This is a genomic window from Mesorhizobium sp. M0166 (genome assembly GCF_040322255.1).
In the GTDB taxonomy this organism is placed as follows: Bacteria; Pseudomonadota; Alphaproteobacteria; order Rhizobiales; family Rhizobiaceae; genus Mesorhizobium.
In genome coordinates, this window is record NZ_JAMYTD010000023.1 from 81,657 (window position 1) to 101,893 (window position 20,237).

The window sequence follows — 20,237 nt, forward strand, 5'->3', positions numbered from 1 at the left end:
ATTCAGCAAACCGCGGGCGTTGTCGAGCGCATCCGGGTCGCCCAACGTCCCGGTAGCGATCGCGTAACAGAAAGGTCAGCGCGCCGCGCCTTGCCCTTGACGGGCCACCGTGCGCGCCGGCAGGATGCAATGATCGAGCGCACGATCAGGCGGCCTTCGGCATGATGTCTTGTCGCGTCCAGCGGAACTCTGTGCCGTCGCGCCACATGCGATGCATGATCACTGCCAGCCGGCGAGCCAATGCGACAATTGCCTTCTCTCGGCCGCGCCGCCTGGCCACATTCATCGCCCACTCGCTCAGCCACGACCCATTTCGTCACGCGCTAGCAGCGTCTGCGCGGCTTCGTAAAGTAGCTTTCGCATCATGCCGTCGCCGCAGCGGGATCCGGCCGATGCGGCGGCTTTCGCCCAGCGTAGTCCCAAGAGCGGGCCGTCCGCCTTCGAATTGCGGAAGCGGGCCGGAATGTCGATGGTCGCCGTATAGGCCAGCGCCACCACCGGACCGACGCCAGGTATCGTCGTCAGCCGCCGGCAGACTGCATCATCGCGGGCGATGGCAAGCAGCTTGCGGTGAAGCGCGGCAAACTTCTCGCGAAGCCTGCTGCGCGCCTCGAGCAGCGGTTCGGGCAGAATCGGTGAGCTCGCGGATGGGGTGCTCGAACTTGACGGCCGACCATCCCAACCTTGAGACCGAAGTTGCGCAACAGCCCGCGGATGTCGTTTTCGGTGGCGATCGCCTTATCCTGCAAGAGTTTGCGCGCCATCAGCCGGGCCCGGCGCTTCTGGCTTGTCAGTGTCTTAATATGGACCGGGCGAAACGGATTGACCCGCATCAGCTGGGCAATGCTACGGGCGTCAATGCGGTCGGATTTGTTCAGCTGCGCCTCCAGGAAGGCCTTGCTGTGGCGGTTTTCGATGCATACCACCGGCAGGCCGGCTTCGGTCAAGCGGCTGAACAGCCATTGCGACAATGGCCCGGCTTCGAGCCCGATCCGATCAGAGGTCCAGGCGGGATCCGAGAGCACCCGCACAAGATCCTCGGGATGGCTCTCCACCTTCATCTCCCGGCAGAGATCGCGGTCTCTTTCACCGCGACGTCAATTCGGCATAGTGCTGCGCTTCTCCCTGATGCTTGTGGCTGCGGGCATGCAGACCACGTTTAACCATCAGCTCGAAGCGCAGCACCTTCCACCTATCCACCATGGGTCGTCGCCCGAAGACAAGGCTGAAGCCGAATACTCCATCTCGGATGGGCACAGCCCCTGATCCCGAAGCGGGCGGGCGAGCGCGTCAAGACCAGCCGGCGGGACCCGGTCACCCTGGCGCGACTGCATCGGGCGGGCGAACTGATCGGTGTGTGGGCGCCCGACGTGGTCCAAGAGGCTGTCCGCGATCTGGTCCGGGCCCGCGAAGCCGCAGCCGACGACCTGCGCTGGAAACGAAGCTTTGTCACGAGGGAGGTGCAGCGCATTCTTGCCCAATGCGATGATGCGAACAGGTGACAATGCGGCTGTTGCTTCTTCGGGTTCTCCTTCCAGCGATTTGACTGCCGTGGCTGCAGAATTTCTTGGTAGGCTCGAGGCGGTAGCCGCGCGACGGCTAAATGACCAGGCGTGTGAGATCGCTTCGCGGCCCCGGCCAGCCAATTATCGGCTCGGGCATCCAGTTCTCAGAGATTGCCCGAGAGAAGAAGCGCGTGGGCCGGTCCAGTTGCGGGCCGACGCGTCTCGAGAGACGTTTTGAAATACCGCGGTCCACGCTGCATTGGTGGCAGCGGCATTATGATGTGGTTGCCTTTCGCAGAGGCTCCCGCGAGCATGTATTTCCCCTGGCTCAGTTCATCGACGGCAGGCCTGTGCCCGGAATCAGGCAGGTCCTTTCCTCGATCTCCGATCCCAGATTGGCTTGGCTGTGCCTGATCAGCCCCTCGCCACTGCTCAAGGGTCGCATTCCTATCGAATCGCTCAGAGAAGGCATGAACGCAGAAGTCGTTGCATCCGCCCAGGCAATTTCTCTGATTGGACCTATCCGACGATTGGCAGGATGCCGATGGCTATCCGCGTTTTTGTACGTGCTCACAAAGCATATGTACCAGTTGTGCGATTTGCGCAAATGTATAGTTGTCCAATTCGTGCAAGTAACACCGGGAATTTAGTGACATTAATACAACTGATACTTCTATAATTGGTCGTAAAATGGAATTTGAACTTGCAATGATTCGCCCGGTGAATAGCGTTCGAGCCGGGAAGGATGCTCTGCGATGCGCATCTTTTTCGATCGTGGGGACAGGGAGCGGTTCGTCCATCGACGTCCTCGCTCCTTTCAAATCATTGAATGGAGATCAAGTATGAACATCAAGAGCCTTCTTCTCGGCTCCGCTGCGGCCCTGATCGCAGTTTCCGGCACCCGCGCCGCCGATGCGGTGACCGTCGCTGAGCCGGAACCGGCTGAATACGTCAAGATCTGCGACGTGTACGGCTTGGGCTACTTCTACATCCCCGGCACCGAAACCTGCCTGCGCATCGGCGGCTATGTCCGTTACGACATCAGCGCTGGGGACGTTGGTTCCTACGACGGGGCGCGGACCCACGACGTCCAAGACGGTAGCGACCAGGGCACCTGGCGCAAGAACGCCCGCTTTGACCTACGGACTTGGACCGGCCAGGAAACCGAACTCGGTACTTTGAAGACATACACTGAGACCCAATTCAATTTCGGTAACCGCAACGCTTATTCGGGTCCTGACAGCCCCCAGAACTATGCCTTCAATAGGAGCATCACCCTGAACTTCGCCTGGATCCAACTCGGTGGCCTTCGCGTCGGCAAGGACGAATCGGCCTTCGATACGTTTATCGGCTATGCCGGCAACGTCATCCAGGACACGCTGGTCCCGTACGGCGATTTCGACACCAACGTCGTCCAGTACTACTTCGACGCCGGCAATGGCTTCTCCGCCGTGGTATCGCTCGAAGAGGGTTCTGGTGTCGTCGGCACGATCGACAGCTACGTTCCGCATCTTGTCGGCGGCGTGAAGTACACGCAGGGCTGGGGCGCCATCAGCGGCGTCGTGGCTTACGACAGCAACTACGAAGAGGTAGCCGGCAAGGTCCGCTTGGATGTGAACGCCACCAACGAACTGTCGCTGTTCATTATGGCTGGCTATGGTACCGACGACAACCTAACCGATGGGACCTACGCTATTCCTGCCGGTGGCCGCGGCTTCTACAAGCAATGGGGTGGCAACTGGGCCGTCTGGGGCGGCGGCACCTACAAATTCAACGAGAAGACCTCTTTCAACCTTCAGGCGGCGTATGACGAGTGGAAGAACCTCGGCATTGCCGCCAATATCGCCTACGATCTCGTCCCTGGTCTGACGATCACGGCCGAAGTCGACTATCTCCACGCTGGCAAGTTCGGGGATGTGGACTTCTCTAACTGGACCAATGCCGACAAGAAGAACAGCATCGGCGGCCTGCTCCGCTTCAAGCGCTCGTTCTGAGGATTGAAGAGCCCGTTCCCGCGTTCGAAGCGGTAGCTGCGAGCCTCCAATTCGCGGCTGAACCATTGTGGTGGCTTGTAGAGATTTTCGGCGGATTGCTTGATCACGGACCTCCAATCCGAGCATTTCGTCGATGAGAAGGGCGCCCTGTTCCCGGGCGCCCTTCTTAAGGGTTATCATCCCTCGCGCAACCGAGAGGATCGCGCGCAACCGTGAGGCGAACCGCTCTTCGATGCCAGAACGGCAAAGCGGCGCTGGCGGCAGCGCAACCTTAAAAAGCAAAAGTGTCCAGCAGCCGGCCATCCTCTTCTTCGGGAACCGTCCTTCGGCAACAAGATCGGCCGCGAGATCTGTCTTTTTGAGTGAGCTTTCGAGCGGGCCTCGCGCAGAATCTCCACTTCCAGCGTCTTGCGGCCAAGCATGCGTTCAAGTTCGCGCACGCGCTCTTCGAGCTTCTTTACCTCGGAATTGCCGACGACAGGCTCGTCTGAATCCACGGCTGCACCTCCCTCGCTCAACAACCTGCGCCAACGATAAAGAAGGTTGGGCGCAACGCCATGACGCCTGGCGGTCGACGATACCGTCTCGCCGGCCTCAAAACTCTCCTCGATGATCTGCAGCTTTTGCTCGGTTGTCCATCGCCGGCGGCGGACGTCGCCTTGTGATCACTTCGATGCATCGATACTCGTTGAACATAAGGCAAAGTCGAGCGACCATTCCGCTATATCCGCGAGGACTTCTTCCTGACCCGCAGCTTCCGCAATCTCGACGACCTGAACGAGCAATTGCAAGCGCGGCGGAGCAGCCGGCACTTCAATCTCTCCCGGCCGTTCCCTTCGACGCGCTTCTCAAGCTGGAGCGTCGCGTCAGCCATGATGGTCTCGTCTCGATCGGCGGCAACTACTATAGCGTTCCCGATCGCACCCGGCGCCTTGTCGAAGTTCACCAGCTTGCCGACTGCATCCGCATCCTGGACGAAGGCAGGCTGGTTGCCAGCAATCCTGTGCTCGAGGGGCGACGCCAATATCGGATCGATCCGGCTCATCGTCAGGGGGCAGCTCGCCTGCTGCGAGGAAGAGCGCCCCGGATATTATCGTCGGCCGTCTCGGCGACCATGTCGCCCGGCGCTCGCTCGACTTCTATCAGGCCGTCGCCGAACAACTGGCGATCGAGGGGAGCCGGCCATGACCATGCACGCATCCACGATCGACAGCATCAGGAAGAGCTTGGTCGGGCTGCGCATGCCACGGGCGCTCGAAGCACTTGACGCCACCCTGCGGCGCATTGAGCAGGGCGAGATCGACGGCATCCAGGCCTTCGACGAACTTCTGGTCGAAGAACTGTCTCTACGCGAAAGTCGGCGCATCAAGGCTGCTCTGATGATGGCGCGCCTGACCACCGTCAAGACGCTCGCCGGCTTCGACTTCGCTTTCCAGCCATCGCTCGACAAAAACCGCATCATCGCGCTGGCACTTTTTTGAAGGGTAGTTCGAAGCGATCGACTTCGCGACCGTTTTGAGGCTTGGGATGCTTCGGAAGCGAGGGCTGTTTAAGTCTGAGAAGCACTGGGCTGGCCATTATTCGCCAGCCAGCAGGCTGACAGGTGCTGAGATCCAACCTCGATGGGGGGCGGCTCCTCTGCTTTGCAGCGGTCGAAGGCCAGTGGGCAACGCGGATGGAACCGACAGCCCTTCGGCACGCGCGCGGCACTGGGAACCTCGCCCTGCAGGGCCGGCAGCTCGGCGCGACCTGCATTGCCGCCAATCTGCGGTGTGGCGTTGCGCAGGGCGACGGTATACGGATGGCGGGGATTGAAAGTGATCTCGTCGGCGCTGCCGATTTCGACCAATTTTCCAAGATATAAGACGGCAATCCGATCGGCGATTAACCAGGCAAGCGGTAGGTCGTGGGTAATGAACAACAGCGCCATGTTGTGCTTGTCGCGCAGGTCAACCAGGACCTGAAGAATCTGTGCGCGTATCGAGACATCGAGCATCGAGACAGGTTCATCAGCGACGATAAGCTCTGGCCTCACGGCAAGCGCTCCGGCAATCACGACCCTCTGGCGCTGACCGCCAGATAGCTCGTGTGGGAAGCGGGCGAAGAAATCCCTGGGAGGATTGAGGCCGGCGCATGCAAGAGCTTCGCCCACCCGCTCTGCGAGCTGTTTGCTATTATCGACCAGTCTCAGGGAACGGAGTGGCTCCGCCACGATATCGAATACGGTGTGTCGTGGATTGAGCGCCTGATAGGCATCCTGAAAGATCATTTGCACGCGATGCCGGTAAGGACGTAAAGCCGAGAAGCTTTGCACCGACGTCATATCGCGGCCTTCGAACAGCAACCTGCCGCCCGTCGGCTGGGCGAGCTTGGTGATGACGCGGCCCACCGTCGTCTTACCGCTTCCCGATTCCCCGACTAGGGCCACGATCTCACCCGGTCCGACGTTGAGGTCGATCCCGTCCACCGCGCGTACGGCGCCGGCAGGTCGGCCCAGGATACGGTCGAACAGTCCCCCCTGGATAGGAAAATGAACCTGCAGGCTCTCGAGACGCAGGATGTCGGCGGTGTCAGGCATGAGCTGCGACCTTGTCTTCTTGCGAGGACCGGTGAAGGTGACAAGCGACGCGTCCCCGCCCGAACTTATCGAGGCTGGGGACTTCGGTCGCGCAAATCCCCATAGCTGACGGGCAACGCGGATGGAAAGCGCAGCCGGGAGGTCGATTGATCAAGTTGGGGGGATTGCCGGGTATTGGCCGAATGATCCGTTTGCCGCTCGCCGGGTTGGGGATCGAGTCGATGAGCAGTCTGGTGTACGGATGTTTGGGCTGGGCGAAGATCTCGGCGACAGTGCCATCCTCGACGATGCGGCCGGCGTACATGATCATGACGCGATCACAACACTCAGCCACCACAGAAAGATCGTGGGTGATCAAAATGAGGGCGAGGTTAAGTCGCGATCGCAGCTCACCCAGCAGTTTGAGGATCTGAGCCTGTGTAATGACGTCCAGTGCCGTCGTCGGCTCATCGCCGATGATGATCGAGGGGCGACACGCGAGTGCCATGGCGATCATCACCCTTTGACGCATACCGCCCGATAATTCGTGAGGATAGGCAGCGCCGCGATCCGCCGGAATGCCGACGAACTCGAGCAGTTCTTTTGCCCGCGCGGTCGCCTCGCCACGCGACATGCCAAGCTTCAGCATACACGGCTCAGCAATCTGCATGATAATGCGGTGTACAGGGTTGAGGGCATTCATCGCGCCCTGGAAGACAACCGAAGTTTCGCCCCAGCGATGTGGCCGCATGGCGGCATCGTCATCGATCGGCAGTCGCTCTCCGCGATAGCGTACCTCGCCCTCGGTTACTCGCGCGTTGGGTGATAGCAGACCCGCAATGGCCATTGCAGTCGTAGTCTTCCCACTGCCAGATTCTCCGACGAGGCCTACAGCCTCTCCAGCCCGGAGCACGAAGGTCACATTGTCGATCGCTCGCAATGACACGCCCTTGAGCCCATAGTCGACAGAGAGCCGGTTGATTTCCAGAAGCGGTGCCTTGTCTTGAGGGCAGTCTATCATGGAATGACCCTCCGCCGTGGGTTGAAGGTGTCGTCGAGGGCATTTCCAATCAGGACGAAGCTAAGGGAAACCGTGAGGACGCACACTCCGGGAGCACCGAGATACCACCAGGCTCCAGCACTGGCCGCACCGGCGCGCTGAGCCTGTGAAAGCAAAGTACCCCAGGAAGGCTGCAACGGATCGCCAAGCCCGAGAAACGAGAGCGATGTCTCAATATAAATTGCGCCGGCGACGACCAGAGCACCATTGGCTGCGATTTGCGGCACGAGGTTGGGGAGGATGTGCCGCACCATGATGCTGAGATTGCTGCTGCCCGCAACGCGCGCGCGGTCAACGAATGTTCGTTCCTTAAGCGACAGTGTCTGGCTGCGAACGATACGCGCAACGAAGGCCCAGCTTGTCATGCCAATAACGACAATGATCACGAAAAGAGAAGGACGAAAGCCGAGGATGTTTCGGCCCCGCCCCATCACCTCCAGGATCACAGGCGTGATGACCAACGCAAGCACGAAGCTCGGCATGACAAAAAAGAAATCCGTGAAGCGCATCAGCCAGACGTCAACCCTGCCACCATAGTAGCCAGCCATCATACCGATGGTAGTTCCGACGACAAGGCTGATCACAGTCGCCAATAGCGCAATCACAAGCGAGATCCGGGCACCATGGACGACCAGATTGAGCACGTCGCGCCCCACCTCATCGGTCCCCAGAAGATGCTGGCTTTGAGGCGGAGCGAGGAAGTCACCCGTTGCTGTGGCTACGGTCTCAAATGGGCCCACGAGAATACTGGGCACCGCAGCGAGCACAAGGAAGAACACGAGACACAACAGGCCGAACTGAGCCCCACCATAGCCAAGAAACTTGCGTAAAAAGCCCTTGATCGCTCGCGCCCGGCCACGCGGGGAATACCGAACAATCCTTTCACTCATTGCCGGACTCTCGGATCAAGAATGCCGTAGGAAAGATCGGCGACGAGGTTTGCAACAACAATCGACGCTCCGAGCAACAGGAAAATTCCTTGAAGGACTGGGTAGTCCCGCGCGTTGAGCGCCTCGACCGTGAGTCCGCCGATCCCTGGCCAGGCGAAAACAGCCTCGACTGTAATGGCACCTGCCACCACATAGCCAAGATTAAGGCTAATCAACGTCACGACCGGCAGCATTGCATTGCGAAATGCATGACGCATCAGCATCTGTCTGCCGGTCAGCCCCTTGGCGCGCGCGGTCACCATGTAGTCCTCGGTAACAACGTCGCTCATCGCGGCACGCGCGACAACAACGTATTGGCCGATCAGTCCAAGGGCCACCGCCGTGACCGGAAGCACGAGATGCCGCAGGTAATCGAGCAACCAATCAAGGGAACCGCCGATAGCACCAGGTGAATATGCACCATAGCCGGGAAGCCAGCCCAATGCCGTACTGAAGATCACCACCAGGAGCATGCCGAGCCAGAAAGACGGCGTAGAATAGAGCGCCAGAGAGGCTCCCGTGACGATATGGTCGACAGCTCCTCCCCGGCGCCAACCCGCATATAGGCCAAGCATAACCCCGCTAACGATGGCGATAAATTGGGCCAGACCGACTAGGGCGACGGTGGCCGGCAAGCGGTCCAAAATCAGTTCAGCGACATGCCTTCCCCTGAACTTGAAGCTGTAGCCGAAATCGCCACGTAGAGTTGCCGACAAGTAGTCGACCACTTGGTCTGGTAATAGCGGCCGATCAAGGCCCCAGTTCTGGCGCTGCGCCTCCATCTGCTCAGCGGTCACGCTGGCGCGCGCACCGCCAAGCAGAAGCGCTGCAGGGTCGCCGGGAACAACCCTGAACAAGATGAAATTCAAAGTCGCCACCATTACAAGCGTCACCACCGCCCTTAGCAGAATGCTAGCAATGCGCCGGCTCGCGCCGCGTCCCTGACCACTTGCAACCATCTTAGAGGGGCCTCAGGCGATCGAACGGAAAGTACCCCGTCATCGACATCATGTCCTGTGTCCCCCAGCCCTCGAAGCAATCCTTGCGACGGGCTTCGAGCAGGGTGGGATAATCTAGGATGATGTAAGGTGCCTCGGCGTAAATGAGCCGTACCGCCTGGTCGACCAACTCCTGGCTTTTCTTGAGGTCGACGGTGACCTTGATCTCCGACAGGAGCTTGTCGAATTTGTCATTTGTCCAGTACGATCTGTTATGGCTGCCGATGGCCTTGCTGCTGCCGAGGATAAGCAAGTCTTGAGGCATGGCAGATAGCCAGCTGTTATCAATGAGCAGATCCCAGCCTCCGCCCCCATTCTCCACAGTTGCCCAACGGGCACGTAACGCGCCGGCGTCGACCTGCGACACGGATACGGGGATGCCAATTTGTCCGAGCCACCCAGCAATCAGCTGCACGGCCGCGATCGGGATCTCGATATTGGCCGAAGGTCCAGTTATCAGCTCAAGCTGAAAGCTGTTTCCTTCCTTGTCCTCTCGCACGCCGTCGCCGTTCGAGTCTTTATAGCCAGCAGCATCGAGCCGGCGGCCTGCCTCGGCTAGATCGAAGTGGCGCCTGATATCATTTAGGTCCGAGTAGTAATCGGTCGCTACGGGCATCACCAATCCAACGCCGGGGTCGCCGTGCCCGCGCATGGCGCGATCGACGATGGCCTTCTGATCGATCGCGTAACCGATCGCATCGCGAAACGCCGGATCCTGCAGCGCTTTGGTGCTTCCCGCCCCCTTACCGGAGAGAGTGTTGAAGGCCAAAAAATCCCGCTGCTCGATGCGTGATTCACCGACCAGGATGTCAGGGTCCTTCGAGAGGTCGGCCCACTGGGCCGCCGTCAGGTAGAAGCCATAATCGAGGTCTCCGCTCTTCAGACCCTGCGCGATGAGATCGGCCGATTTGAAGAAGTGGAAGATCAGGCCGGACGTCTTCGGCTGCCCCGTCCGGAAATACTTGTTCGGCGTGAAACGGGCGAATTGACCCTGCTGGAATTCCTCGACGATCATGGGCCCCGTGCCTACCAGCGGCGGATCGTTGCGGAAGGTGCTGCGCGCATCGGCATAGCTGATGTCCTTCCAGATGTGCTCTGGAACAATCATGATCAGGTTGTCGATTGGCCAACGGGTGGGAACTTTGGTCACCATCTGCAAAGTCTCGTCGTCGAGGGCCGTGATCGACTCAACGTTTTGCAAACCGTCCGTGTTGTTCCAGCCGATGTTCAACTCGTCAGGCTTGCCGATAGAATCACGCAGGTAATTATAGGTGAATGCGGCATCGCGGGCCGTGGCAGGTTGGCCGTCTGACCACTTCATGCCAGGCCAGACCTTGAAGGTCCACGTGAGGTTGTCGTCCGCAACGGACCACGCCGTCGCAAATCCCTTCCGATCATCGTGGCGTTGGGCGTCCACGAAGACCAGGAAGTCATAGGTGAAAGCCTGCGGCCAGAACGAGCTCCAGGTCGCAAAGGGGTTCATCGAATCGGGCGAAGCGGTTGCGGCAATGCGCACAATGTGATCACTGCACGACCCGGCGAAGGCGCTTGAGGTCAAGACCCAAGGCGCCGCCGATCCCATTAGCATCGCCTTCACGACGGCACGACGACTAAATGACCACTCGTTCATTCTTTCCTCCCTGAATGACAGTTTGTTTTTCAGTGTGCACTTGCAGGTCGGATAAACCGTGTTGCTACCGACCGTGGTCTCTCGTTGTGATTGTCTATGATTGTCTTTCCGATTAGACGAGATCGCGGGGGATCGTCTTCGACCACGACCTGCAGAAGATGCGCTCCCCACTTTCGAAAGCGTCGAAGTTAATCTGCAGTTGAAAGGCCGACTTGGTAGCGGTCATAACTGTCCGTCCCTCCAAGGCCGTCTGCCAGGCTCCCCGGCCCCGCTCGTATCGGTAGTAGATTTCCGTGCGGGCCGATGTCGGATCGTTTTCGGCGACCGAATAGATCTGGTGTTTTTTAAAGCCAAGGACCGTGCCGATCGGGTCGAGACGCCAGGTGCCATTGTCGCGCTTGAGTGTGACGGTCACCTTTTTCGACGCAGGGTCAATCCGAATATACCGCTCGACATTGCCGGGCTTCAGCACCGTGGTCGGCATAGGAGAAGAACCCTCCGGCTCGCCAAATGCTGGCAACTCGTCGTCACCGGGTTGAGGCATTCGGATCGGCAATTGCAGACCGCTTGCTCCTGTCTGCACAGTTAATGTAGCGCGCTCCGGCGCGGGGAAGGCGATCGGCCAATAGGCGGTGGACACAGACAGCCGGATCCGATGGCCCGGCGGAAAGGTGTAGCCGACCTCGTTCATTGCCAAGCGGATGCGATATGATTTTCCAGCGTCCATCGGCTGGGGCTCTTCGTGGCTGTCGCGCTGCGACAGGTTGAGCAGTCCATAGGTGACCCGAGTGACTTCACCTGACGTGCTGACATCGGATAGCCGCACCGCAAGGATCGCAGTCGGCTTGTCGCACCTGATCTCCATTTCAAGAACAGGCGCACCCAGAATTGGCACGGCCTCAGTCAAGAGTTCGCTGTCAAAGACCAAGGAGCCGCCGTCGTCCCACCGCTGATCCAGCGGCAGATCCGGAGCAAGCGCACCTCCGCCCGCGAGGGCATAGGCGCACCATTCGCCGCCCGCGATTCCAACGGTTGCGGGTGAACATATCTCAAGAGCGGCGTCCGGCAGCGCCTGCTCGAACAACCGGCCCGTTCCCAGCCCGAAGACCCTTGACGTTACATGCGGTGACGGCCAACTGGGGTCAGCGACCCAGCGCCCAGGCCACTCATCATAAGACGCCGCAGGCTCAACCCAATCGAGCATCCAGCTCCGCAGCATCGGTTCCTGCATGATACCGGTATCCTTGCCCTTCAACCAGTGATCCCACCAGCGAACACATTCCTGCAGGTAGCCAATGGCGGGTCCAGGAGCACCCAAATGGGGGTATCTGTGCCCCCAAGGCCCAACCAGCCCTTTCCGTGGCCCCTTTAGCTTCGACAGAAGTCGGAAAATGACGTTGGAGTAACCATCGGTCCAACCGCCGGTCGCGTAGACCGCGCAATCAATCGCACTGTAATCTTCGCAGATCGAGCCATGCTTCCAGAAATCATCTCGGCGCTGATGAGTAATCCAATCAATAAATGTCGGACGTGCGTTTTCCAGCCGTTCCATCCAAATCGCGCGCCAGCGCTCCTCGCCGACGATCTCCGGATCGGGTGATTGCGCCATCTGAACGAAACATGACGTACCCCAGCCCAACGTATCATTGAGAAGGCATCCACCCATGTGATGCCCGTCATCAGCGTAGCGATCGTCGGTGGAGCAGTGGGTAATAATCGCCTTCAGGCCATTGGGCTTGCGCGCCGCGACTTGCAAGGCACTGAACCCACCCCACGAGATGCCGATCATACCCACACTGCCGCTGCACCAGGCCTGTCGCGTGATCCATTCGATGGCCTCGACAGCATCGTCCTGCTCTCGCTTGACGTACTCGTCCTCAAATAGACCGTCGGAATCGCCAGTGCCGCGGATATCTATACGGATGCTCGCATAGCCATGCGAAGCGAAATAGGGGAACATCCGTTCGTCCCCCACAGCGGTGCTATCCCGTTTGCGGTAAGGAATGTAGTCGAGAATTGCTGGAACCGGGTTGGATGCCGCGTCCTCCGGCAGCCAGATTTTTGCAGCTAAACGCGTCCCGTCGGCAAGCGGTATCCATACATTCTCGATTAACGTGATAGGTAGCGGTCCAAGCGCAATCTTCATCGTTTGCCGTCCATTTAAAAAAATTCCGCATTTTCCATCCCCTTTGTGTCCCGGCCGAACGGGAGACGGCATGAGAGCTATTTACTCTTGGCGGAGGGGCGTTTGTGCCCAAAATGAGTTGGCTGCTGAAATATAGCTGCAGAAAATCGGCTCAGTTTGAAATGCCGCCGCAATCTTTGGGCTGCGCGGCAGTTCATTTTTGGTAGCACCGCACGAGCCGCCTCACATTGTCGCTACTGGGTATTGGGACGTCACCGTGCTCTTGGACGGCGCCGAAATCCTGAAGCGGCTTCCGCGCGCCATTCGGAAACCGACGACTCACATCATCGACTGGTTCCACATCGCCATGAAGATCCAGCCCATGCAGCAGATCGCTGATCACATGATCCGATCCCAGTCTGGTTTTGCTGAAATACTTCCGACCGCCGGCAAGGACATCAGAGCCGTGAAGTGGCGTCTGTGGCAAGGTCGCGTGGATCGCGCGATCCAAGACCTGGAGCAGCTCTCTTGGCAAGCTTAAATGTTTCGCAAAGAGAAGGCGAGCTTTGCCTCGGGTCTCAGCTCCTCACCTACGTCCCGTTCGAACCGCAGTGCGATCGTGAATTACTGAAAGCGCTACCAAGCCGGACTTCGCGTTGCCACGACCCTTGCCGAATCGGTGGCCAATTCCGTGATCGCCAAACGCATGGTCAAGTGGTCAAGAAGCAGCAGATACGGTGGTCTCTACACCGTGGCTGACATGCTGATGCAGGTTCGAACAGCCGAGGTGAATAGAGAGCTTACCGACCGAGTGCGGGCACGATCCGAAGGTAAGGTGCTCAGGGCGTGTTCCGATGGCGACCTCACCAAACTCGACACCACTTCCGTCGCGCGCGCCGTGGAAATTGACGTGTCGAAATTGTTACTCACAGCTCACGCATTACAAGCCGGGTTCGGAATGGGGCTGGGAGTTGGAGGCGGCAGAAAAGATCGAGCAGATCGATCCGACGAATCTTCGCTTCCGTCTGGAGAAAGGCATCACGTTCACCGGCGGCTACGGCGAAATGACCGCTAGGGACGCTAAATTCTACTTCGAGCGCTTGTTCAAGAACAATTCGCCCAGCAAGCCCAATTGGGGTTCATTCGACATGTCGAGTTAGAAGACGACTATACCGGCGTGATCGTATTCAAGACACCATATGTAGCTGTTTGGCTCATTCCGCTACCTCTCTTGACGCGCAATGAGGGATGGTCCGGCCCGAAGCCAGGCTTTGACGAAATCCGAATCGTTCCGATCGACGATCTTATGGCCCGCGAACGTGTTTATCGGGCGGGTGACGTCGATTTCACTTATATCAGTCTGAATTCGCTTGCGAGCTTCAAGAGCAATCCGCCCGTAAACACCAGGTCGAGGAAAGGCCATCGCTCTGGTATTATTGGGTTGGCATGAACATGGATCACTCGAAGCTGAAGGACATTAATGTCCGGAAGGCGATCCAATGGGCGATCAATCGCCGCAGATCCTGGATGCCGCCTATGCGGGCCAAGTCAACGTGGCGACAGGCACGATTGCTCCCGGCTCGTCGGGCACCGTGAAAAGGCGCTCATACCGCCAGAAGGCGATCTCGCAAAGGTGAAGGAGTTTTTTGAAAAAGGCCGGCGTGAGCGAGCTGACCTTGAGCATCGACTGCCGCGTTAATTGCATTGCGCGAGCCCTTGCGTTGAATCTGGACTTGATCATTGCCGATGAGCCGACCGCGGCCTCGACGTTTCAGTGCAGGGGAAGCGCTCAATCTTCTCGCGCGGCTTCAGGACGAACTCAGCATGGCGATCCTGATCATCACGCACAATCTTAACCTGGTGCGCCACATGACCGACCGCATGGCCATCATGTATCTTGGGCGCTTTGTCGAGGTTAGCTCGACCGAACGCATCTTCGATCTTCCGCACCATCCTTATACCGAGGCACCCTCGCCCTTTTTTTAATTCTTTGAGTGGAGATCAAAATGAACATCAAAAGCCTTCTTCTCAGCTCCGCTGCGGCCGTGATCGCACTTTCCGGTGCGCGCGCCGCCGACGCCTTCATCGTCGCCGAGCGGAACCAGTATCCCTGGCAACGAAACCTGCCTGCGCATCGGTGCGTATGTACGCTGGGATGCTTCGGCTGGCCAGGAAGGTTCGTTCAACGGCCGCCGTGCTGTCGACCATGGAGACGGCAGCATCAACGATACCTGGTACAGGAGGGCCGCTTCTCGCTGACGACCTGGAATGGTCAGGGAACAGAGCTCGGCAGGTTGAAGACCTACACTCAAACCAGCTCAGCTATACCGTCGGTTCTGTCGCAAACTTAGAAATGGGATAGTGAACGGCCATTTCGGCCTGTCCGTTAGGCGCGAGGATTTCGAACTGCTCGGCGATCGACGGGCTCGGATGTCGCTTACGCATATATGAATCATCTCGACGCCGGAGAGGATAACCACGCGCTCACCTGCGACTTGAAGCCGAGCATGGATCGAAAGCGACGCTTAATACGCCTGTGATCCTGTTCGGTCCGATTGTTGAGATACCGACTTTTGCGGCGTCCCGATCTCATCAATCACATACGACCCGTCGTCTCGATGAACCGACAGGGTCGTTCTTTGGTTTTCGAAGTCCTCTTTCACATCTCGGGTTTGGCTTCCTTGTTGCCTAACCGTCACCGGAGCCTGGGGCGCATGGTCAGCCGGAAGGAATTTTACGTTCGCCAGTCCGCGCTCGGATATCAGCACCGGAAGCTCAACCGAGCGCTTCGCGACGTCGATGGTTGCTTTTTCGTCGTGGGGAATCGGGAGGGGATGCTGTCCTTCAGCAACGACATTCACGTGATTGAATAATGCAAGGTAATATGGCGCGCGAAGCCGAGATGTATAAGAATAAGTTAGGATTGTCACGAAAATGGCGCGTGCTACCCTGAATAGGCTTTCATAGGCTCACAACGACCAACCGACGTTCGATGCTTCGTTAGTTGGGCTTCATGTCGAGGAAAAGTCTCGTGCAGCCAAGATGACTTCTGCAGCCAAATCTTGTCTGAGCATTTCTATGGGAATTCGACCGTTAAGCCGAGATGACGGGCGGGTCAGCCAAAGCCACGCCGGTCTGGGATTGGCGATCAAGGACAGCACTTGTCGTATCCCTGGCGCAGGCCTGCCGTCGATGAACTGAGCCAAGGGGAACACATGCTTCCGGGCGCCTTTCCGGAACGCGACTACGTCGTTGTGCCGTTGCCACCAATGCAGTGTCGATCGCGGTATGCCGAAGCGTTGTTCCAGGTATGTTGGCCCTGCAACTGCGCCCGCCCAGTCTTCAATGCGCAGGCAATCGCTTTGCTGATCTCGCGCTTTTAGGACTGTGCACTCACGCGCGCCCTCGGTTCGAACCGTGAGAGGAGCCGCGTCACCAGCGCTTTCATTGGAACGACGCACTGCTTCGGCGGCTAGCCTGCGGACAAATTCAGAGGCAAGGGCAGTCAAATCGTTATGAAGGGTTTGTTGAGGCGTTCCAGAAAACAAATCGCCGGCGGCAACATCCTTCATAATCTCCTGAACCAGAGCGCGCTGGACTTCCTTGGCAACCAAGCTTGAAAGCTCGTCCTGACGAGGCTCAGAGTTAAATGGTTTTGTCATGTTTGGCTCCCCTGCCCGTAAGAGTCAGCTTGATCCCCTGCCCGATCAAAATGTGATGGAGGGCCATGTATGTGGAAAAAAGAAAAGTGAGGCCAGATGGTCTCACGGGCGAAAGACGAAGCGTTATCCGAGCGATCGCACCGATGAGGAAGGAGAGCGGATTGCACCGCTGCCGCCGAAGCCGCCCAGGCGTGGCCGCAGACTGAGCGTTGACCTGCGCCAGGTTCTCAACGCGATCCGCTTTATGACTTATGGAGCCGGCGGCTGGCGGATGCTCCCGAAGGACTTTCCGCCATGACAGACGGTCCACTGGTAGTTCCGGTGCTTTGTAAGGCTGATGCTGTTTCGCACGATCCACTATATAGCCCTGATGGACGACCGCGAGTGGGCCGGACGCGAAGCCTGCCCGAGCGCCGGTTTTGTCGCCAGCCAGACCGTCAAGGCAGATGCGCCGGGCGCCTCGCGAGCTTATGATGCGACCAAGAAGACGATTGGGCACGAGCGCCACACCGCGGTCGACACTGATGGGGGGCTGCTGACGGTCAACCTCAAGGCGGCCGACATCACCGACAAGGCTGTCTTCCTCGATTTCGTCATCGAAGTGGCGTGCGTTCCCGATGCCGAGGCCGGCGTCAAGGTGCTGCTCAGGCATTGGACGATCGAAAGAACGTTCAGCTGGCTGATACGCTGACGCAGCCTCTATCGCGACCACGAACGCCGCATCGACGTCTCCGAAGCAATGATCCACGTCGCCGCGGCCAGTCTTTTGCTGCGCAGAATCAGCCGTTGAGCAAATGTCGCTGGCGGCGTCAGAGCCCCCTCTGCACGAGCCACATTGCTCGTTTTTCTCGAGCTCATCGCGTCTACTTGTCCGCTCGATCACACCGGATGCTCCACATGGCGCAAGCTGCGGCATCGACCTCTCGTTCTCCAAAGAATGACGTACCGGGACGCATCAGTGAAAACACATACACCTGGTGGAGGAGCGTTTGCGCCCAAAATGCGTGGGCCCCTGAAATACGGTCTGCAGAAACCGCGGCGGTTTGAAATGCCTCGCGCGGTACCCGTGACCCGGATATTTTTCCACCTAAGGAAGGCAGATGTCAGAGAATGTCGCCAAACAGGTGAAGCGCGCCAGAAAGGTCCCCGGCCGCCGATGATTGGAGGCGGAGATGTGTTGTTGTACACTGTGATGCCGATCAGTTTCAAAACGCGGCGTCTCGTGGGGGAGATATTTCACAAGAAGCATGGTTTCGGAATGGATCGTTCGTCGTGAACAGCTATTCTTAATGCGAGGCTCAAAGAAAAGTTTCGTCGGTACAACCGCGCCCGCCTCGGCGCAAACTAAGGGGCTCCAGCGCAAGCTCGCTATGGCGGTGGGGCACTATCCCGGATGGCTTCGAATGTCTGTGTGTGGCAGTGGTGGTCATGCGTGCGCGTTCGCCGGGCATCCGTTCCAATATGACCGCAGTGCATTGCAAACATCGGTCTCACACTATACCGACTTGTTCAACTCTCCAGTGATGCCCCCAAATCATCGTAGCGAAATTGCAGGCGCTGCCGCGGCATTCGCTTCGATTGGGATAATTCGCTCAACAAGAGAAAGCGATGACGTCATCCCATACATTGAATGCCATTTTCGAGTATATCGATTGGAACCGCGCGAAGTCTCTCGAGCGCCTGATCGAGTATCTTCATCCAAGCATTAGTGCGACAGCGTGGGCATCGACCAAGTGGGTGTCATCGTGGTCGGCACGGCGACTGAGACAGGACTCGAAACCAGCCTGATGCCGATGGCGGGATACCCGATGGTCGTCGCGCGCTGGGAAAATCCCCCGGGAAAGCCCACGGTATTGCTCTACGGCCATTGCGACGTGCGCCGGCTGACCCGATCGACAAATGGCCTCGCCGCCGTTGGGGCCGACCATTGGCGACGGTCGCCTGTGCGCATGCGGCGTGGGCGACAATAAGGGCCAGCATTTTGCGCAGATCCTGGCAATTGAGTCCCACCTCAAGGTGCATGCTGGAAGGCGAAGAGGAGATAGGCAGCCGGCCCAAATCCGACATCCTACTTTCGACAAGGCGGTCGGGATAGGTGAATGCCGATGCTAGGCAGCCGCGCCCCGTTCGGCAAGACGTCGGGAGTTTAGCACGAGTCTCTAACCTAGCTTATTCACGAACGAACTATAGGACGGTGGTGCGGCAGATGCCAAAGATCAACGCCAGGCGCTTGCTCTCGGAACTCAGACGTTTTGCACAATTCGGCGCGTACCAGACGGGTGTCCATCGTCCGACCTATTCGAAAGAGGACATGGACAGCCGGCGCTGGCTTGCGCAGCAATATGAAGCCGTGGGTCTTCATGCGCATATCGATGGGGTGGGCAATGTGTTCGGCACCCCGGTCTCGAAACGGCGATTCCTATTGATCGGGTCGCATGCAGAGTCGGAGAATCATGCCGGATGGCTCGACGGGGCGCTTGGCGTGATGTACGGCCTTGAGATTGCCCGGGCTTTTGCGGAAACACCGGACTGCGCTGGCCTTCCCATCGCCCCAGTTGCCTGGGCGGATGAAGAAGGCCACTATGTATCGCTGCTCGGTAGCCGTTCATTCATCGGTGACATTGACGAGGCGGAGATTGACAGCGCTGTGAACCTCCATCACGGGCTGCCGCTCAGGGAAGCGCTCCGTACGGCCGGCCTGGCCGGCGTTCCCCGATCTCTGGTCGAAACGGAACGCTGCGCCGGTTATCTGGAAGCACACATAGAACAGGGAGACGCGCTGGAAGCATCGGGCAACCGGATCGGCGTTGTCACGAGCATCGTCGGGCTATGGCAGTACTCAATCGTCTTTCGCGGCATCCAAAATCACGCCGGTACGACGCGCATGGCTATCCGAAAGGATGCCGGCGTCGCTGCGGCGACGCTGGCCATTGCCATTGCCGAACGCTTTCCGAAGTTGGCCGGGCCGCGTTCCGTCTGGACCACAGGCCGTATTAACCTGGAGCCTGGCGCTCCCAGCATAATTCCGGGCAAGGCAGAGATGCTGTTCCAGTTTCGGGATTCAGACATGCCGGTGCTTGAGCGCCTCGATGCGGCGCTAAGGCAACTGGTCGAAGAGACCGCGATCAGAACCGGCTGCCGCGCGGAGATCGAGCGGACCGAAACTGGCAAGCCATGGCATATGGATGCGGCCTTCCAGGCAGCGATAGAGAATGCCGCCGCACGTCATGCACCCGGCGCCTATGTGAGAATGCCAAGTGGTGCCAGTCACGACGCACAGGTCGTGGCTCGGAAGCTGAGAGCCGCTATGCTTTTCGTGCCAAGCATCGGCGGTATCAGCCATCACTGGACCGAAAACACAGACGATGCAGACCTGGTACTCGGCTGTCAGGTGCTGGCTGATGCGGCCGAAACGATCCTGCGTGGCGAAAGCAGGTAGCGGCTGGTATCCGAGGGGCGAGACCGGCCCTTCCGGCTGTCAATAGCGGCTGATTCCCAAGGCCGATCTACGTGGGGTGCTGACCACGCGACCAACGTGATCGGGGTGATCGGGAACGAAGTTGTAGGCCTGAGCAGCCTTTGTGCTGTTACGGGGTGGTAGTGAGGGTCAATCGACCAGCCCGGTCCCTGCCAACCTGCCAAGCGCGCTCATAGCGGTCAATATAGGGATAGATGCGTGCCGCGACTGGCGCCTAGACTAGTTTCCGTCCACAAACGTCAAACTGTTGATTTTATTGCCTAAATCGTGACTTTGCGCGGGCAAGGCCCGGCGGTTTC

14 protein-coding genes and 8 pseudogenes are annotated in these 20,237 nt (G+C 58.7%); 12 read left to right on the forward strand and 10 right to left on the reverse strand.

Annotated features, from left to right (window positions below):
• Window positions 1-145 precede the first annotated feature (145 nt).
• Window positions 146-1,102: pseudogene (locus tag NKJ46_RS22975) on the reverse strand (IS110 family RNA-guided transposase).
• 151 nt (window positions 1,103-1,253) lie between these two features.
• Between NKJ46_RS22975 and NKJ46_RS22980 the strand changes: the two are divergent.
• From NKJ46_RS22980 to NKJ46_RS22985, 3 genes and pseudogenes are all read left to right on the forward strand, one after another.
• Window positions 1,254-1,442, forward strand: a pseudogene (locus NKJ46_RS22980) (IS110 family transposase); the annotation flags it as partial.
• Between the two features lie 161 nt (window positions 1,443-1,603).
• Window positions 1,604-2,155: an antitoxin Xre/MbcA/ParS-like domain-containing protein gene (locus NKJ46_RS34830; protein ID WP_502903442.1), complete on the forward strand. Its 552-nt coding sequence runs from the start codon at window positions 1,604-1,606 to the stop codon at window positions 2,153-2,155.
• Window positions 2,156-2,347: 192 nt separating this feature from the next.
• On the forward strand, window positions 2,348-3,499 hold the full coding sequence (locus NKJ46_RS22985; protein ID WP_352667841.1) for a porin: 1,152 nt from the start codon (window positions 2,348-2,350) through the stop codon (window positions 3,497-3,499).
• Between the two features lie 297 nt (window positions 3,500-3,796).
• Here the strand turns inward: NKJ46_RS22985 and NKJ46_RS22990 are convergent.
• Window positions 3,797-4,195 (reverse strand): annotated as a pseudogene (locus NKJ46_RS22990) (transposase); the annotation flags it as partial.
• 2 nt (window positions 4,196-4,197) lie between these two features.
• Here NKJ46_RS22990 and NKJ46_RS22995 point away from each other — a divergent pair.
• Together NKJ46_RS22995 and NKJ46_RS23000 are read left to right on the forward strand one after the other, a co-directional pair.
• Window positions 4,198-4,687: pseudogene (locus NKJ46_RS22995) on the forward strand (Mu transposase domain-containing protein); the annotation flags it as partial.
• Window positions 4,684-4,971, forward strand: a pseudogene (locus tag NKJ46_RS23000) (ATP-binding protein); the annotation flags it as partial. The pseudogenes NKJ46_RS22995 and NKJ46_RS23000, both read left to right, overlap by 4 nt.
• A gap of 77 nt (window positions 4,972-5,048) precedes the next feature.
• Here NKJ46_RS23000 and NKJ46_RS23005 read toward each other — a convergent pair.
• The 6 genes from NKJ46_RS23005 to NKJ46_RS23030 all read right to left on the reverse strand — a co-directional run bounded on the left by NKJ46_RS23005 (window position 5,049) and on the right by NKJ46_RS23030 (window position 12,819).
• A complete protein-coding gene (locus tag NKJ46_RS23005) occupies window positions 5,049-6,077 on the reverse strand; it encodes an ABC transporter ATP-binding protein (RefSeq protein WP_352667843.1) in 1,029 nt (342 codons plus the stop codon).
• Window positions 6,070-7,077 (reverse strand): ABC transporter ATP-binding protein, encoded by a 1,008-nt coding sequence (locus NKJ46_RS23010; protein ID WP_352667844.1) that lies wholly within the window; start codon window positions 7,075-7,077, stop codon window positions 6,070-6,072. The genes NKJ46_RS23005 and NKJ46_RS23010 overlap by 8 nt, the downstream gene beginning before the upstream one ends.
• The gene (locus tag NKJ46_RS23015; RefSeq protein WP_352667845.1) at window positions 7,074-8,006 is read right to left on the reverse strand and encodes an ABC transporter permease; all 933 of its coding nucleotides are present in this window, start codon (window positions 8,004-8,006) and stop codon (window positions 7,074-7,076) included. Before NKJ46_RS23015 ends, NKJ46_RS23010 begins: the two co-directional genes overlap by 4 nt.
• A complete protein-coding gene (locus NKJ46_RS23020; RefSeq protein WP_352667846.1) occupies window positions 8,003-9,004 on the reverse strand; it encodes an ABC transporter permease in 1,002 nt (333 codons plus the stop codon). Before NKJ46_RS23020 ends, NKJ46_RS23015 begins: the two co-directional genes overlap by 4 nt.
• Window position 9,005: 1 nt before the next feature.
• Window positions 9,006-10,673 carry an ABC transporter substrate-binding protein gene (locus NKJ46_RS23025; RefSeq protein ID WP_352667847.1) on the reverse strand — a complete coding sequence of 556 codons (1,668 nt, stop codon included), beginning with the start codon at window positions 10,671-10,673 and terminating at the stop codon, window positions 9,006-9,008.
• A gap of 112 nt (window positions 10,674-10,785) precedes the next feature.
• Window positions 10,786-12,819, reverse strand: a complete 2,034-nt coding sequence (locus NKJ46_RS23030) for a CocE/NonD family hydrolase (protein ID WP_352667849.1) — start codon at window positions 12,817-12,819, stop codon at window positions 10,786-10,788.
• 262 nt (window positions 12,820-13,081) lie between these two features.
• Here NKJ46_RS23030 and NKJ46_RS23035 point away from each other — a divergent pair, with 262 nt between their 5' ends.
• From NKJ46_RS23035 to NKJ46_RS23055, 5 genes and pseudogenes are all read left to right on the forward strand, one after another.
• A complete protein-coding gene (locus NKJ46_RS23035) occupies window positions 13,082-13,339 on the forward strand; it encodes a hypothetical protein (protein ID WP_352667851.1) in 258 nt (85 codons plus the stop codon).
• 313 nt (window positions 13,340-13,652) lie between these two features.
• Complete coding sequence (locus NKJ46_RS23040; RefSeq protein WP_352667854.1) at window positions 13,653-13,958, forward strand: hypothetical protein; 306 nt, start codon at window positions 13,653-13,655, stop codon at window positions 13,956-13,958.
• 339 nt (window positions 13,959-14,297) lie between these two features.
• Entirely contained in the window at window positions 14,298-14,435 is a 138-nt protein-coding gene (locus NKJ46_RS23045) for a hypothetical protein (protein ID WP_352667868.1), read from the forward strand.
• Window positions 14,436-14,622: 187 nt separating this feature from the next.
• Window positions 14,623-14,784, forward strand: a complete 162-nt coding sequence (locus NKJ46_RS23050; protein WP_352667856.1) for a hypothetical protein — start codon at window positions 14,623-14,625, stop codon at window positions 14,782-14,784.
• 20 nt (window positions 14,785-14,804) lie between these two features.
• Window positions 14,805-15,113: pseudogene (locus NKJ46_RS23055) on the forward strand (porin); the annotation flags it as partial.
• A 129-nt stretch (window positions 15,114-15,242) separates the two neighbouring features.
• On the opposite strand, the pseudogene NKJ46_RS34835 reads toward NKJ46_RS23055, so the two are convergent.
• Both NKJ46_RS34835 and NKJ46_RS23065 read right to left on the reverse strand, forming a co-directional pair.
• Window positions 15,243-15,376: pseudogene (locus tag NKJ46_RS34835) on the reverse strand (DDE-type integrase/transposase/recombinase); the annotation flags it as partial.
• A 433-nt stretch (window positions 15,377-15,809) separates the two neighbouring features.
• Window positions 15,810-16,460: an antitoxin Xre/MbcA/ParS-like domain-containing protein gene (locus NKJ46_RS23065; protein ID WP_352667857.1), complete on the reverse strand. Its 651-nt coding sequence runs from the start codon at window positions 16,458-16,460 to the stop codon at window positions 15,810-15,812.
• Between the two features lie 69 nt (window positions 16,461-16,529).
• Between NKJ46_RS23065 and NKJ46_RS23070 the strand changes: the two are divergent.
• Together NKJ46_RS23070 and NKJ46_RS23075 are read left to right on the forward strand one after the other, a co-directional pair.
• Window positions 16,530-17,250 (forward strand): annotated as a pseudogene (locus NKJ46_RS23070) (transposase).
• Between the two features lie 1,416 nt (window positions 17,251-18,666).
• Complete coding sequence (locus NKJ46_RS23075; RefSeq protein WP_352667858.1) at window positions 18,667-19,899, forward strand: hydantoinase/carbamoylase family amidase; 1,233 nt, start codon at window positions 18,667-18,669, stop codon at window positions 19,897-19,899.
• Window positions 19,900-20,237 lie beyond the last annotated feature (338 nt).

What these genes read in the sequence shown, in the direction of transcription:
- NKJ46_RS34830 (WP_502903442.1), top strand. Translation starts at nt 1,604, where the DNA reads ATGACCAGGCGTGTGAGATCGCTTCGCGGCCCCGGCCAGCCAATTATC.
- NKJ46_RS23045 (WP_352667868.1), top strand. Translation starts at nt 14,298, where the DNA reads ATGGGCGATCAATCGCCGCAGATCCTGGATGCCGCCTATGCGGGCCAA.
- NKJ46_RS23030 (WP_352667849.1), bottom strand. Translation starts at nt 12,819, where the DNA reads ATGAAGATTGCGCTTGGACCGCTACCTATCACGTTAATCGAGAATGTA.
- NKJ46_RS23015 (WP_352667845.1), bottom strand. Translation starts at nt 8,006, where the DNA reads ATGAGTGAAAGGATTGTTCGGTATTCCCCGCGTGGCCGGGCGCGAGCG.
- NKJ46_RS23010 (WP_352667844.1), bottom strand. Translation starts at nt 7,077, where the DNA reads ATGATAGACTGCCCTCAAGACAAGGCACCGCTTCTGGAAATCAACCGG.
- NKJ46_RS23005 (WP_352667843.1), bottom strand. Translation starts at nt 6,077, where the DNA reads ATGCCTGACACCGCCGACATCCTGCGTCTCGAGAGCCTGCAGGTTCAT.
- NKJ46_RS22985 (WP_352667841.1), top strand. Translation starts at nt 2,348, where the DNA reads ATGAACATCAAGAGCCTTCTTCTCGGCTCCGCTGCGGCCCTGATCGCA.
- NKJ46_RS23025 (WP_352667847.1), bottom strand. Translation starts at nt 10,673, where the DNA reads ATGAACGAGTGGTCATTTAGTCGTCGTGCCGTCGTGAAGGCGATGCTA.
- NKJ46_RS23040 (WP_352667854.1), top strand. Translation starts at nt 13,653, where the DNA reads ATGGCGACCTCACCAAACTCGACACCACTTCCGTCGCGCGCGCCGTGG.
- NKJ46_RS23050 (WP_352667856.1), top strand. Translation starts at nt 14,623, where the DNA reads ATGGCGATCCTGATCATCACGCACAATCTTAACCTGGTGCGCCACATG.
- NKJ46_RS23065 (WP_352667857.1), bottom strand. Translation starts at nt 16,460, where the DNA reads ATGACAAAACCATTTAACTCTGAGCCTCGTCAGGACGAGCTTTCAAGC.
- NKJ46_RS23020 (WP_352667846.1), bottom strand. Translation starts at nt 9,004, where the DNA reads ATGGTTGCAAGTGGTCAGGGACGCGGCGCGAGCCGGCGCATTGCTAGC.
- NKJ46_RS23075 (WP_352667858.1), top strand. Translation starts at nt 18,667, where the DNA reads ATGCCAAAGATCAACGCCAGGCGCTTGCTCTCGGAACTCAGACGTTTT.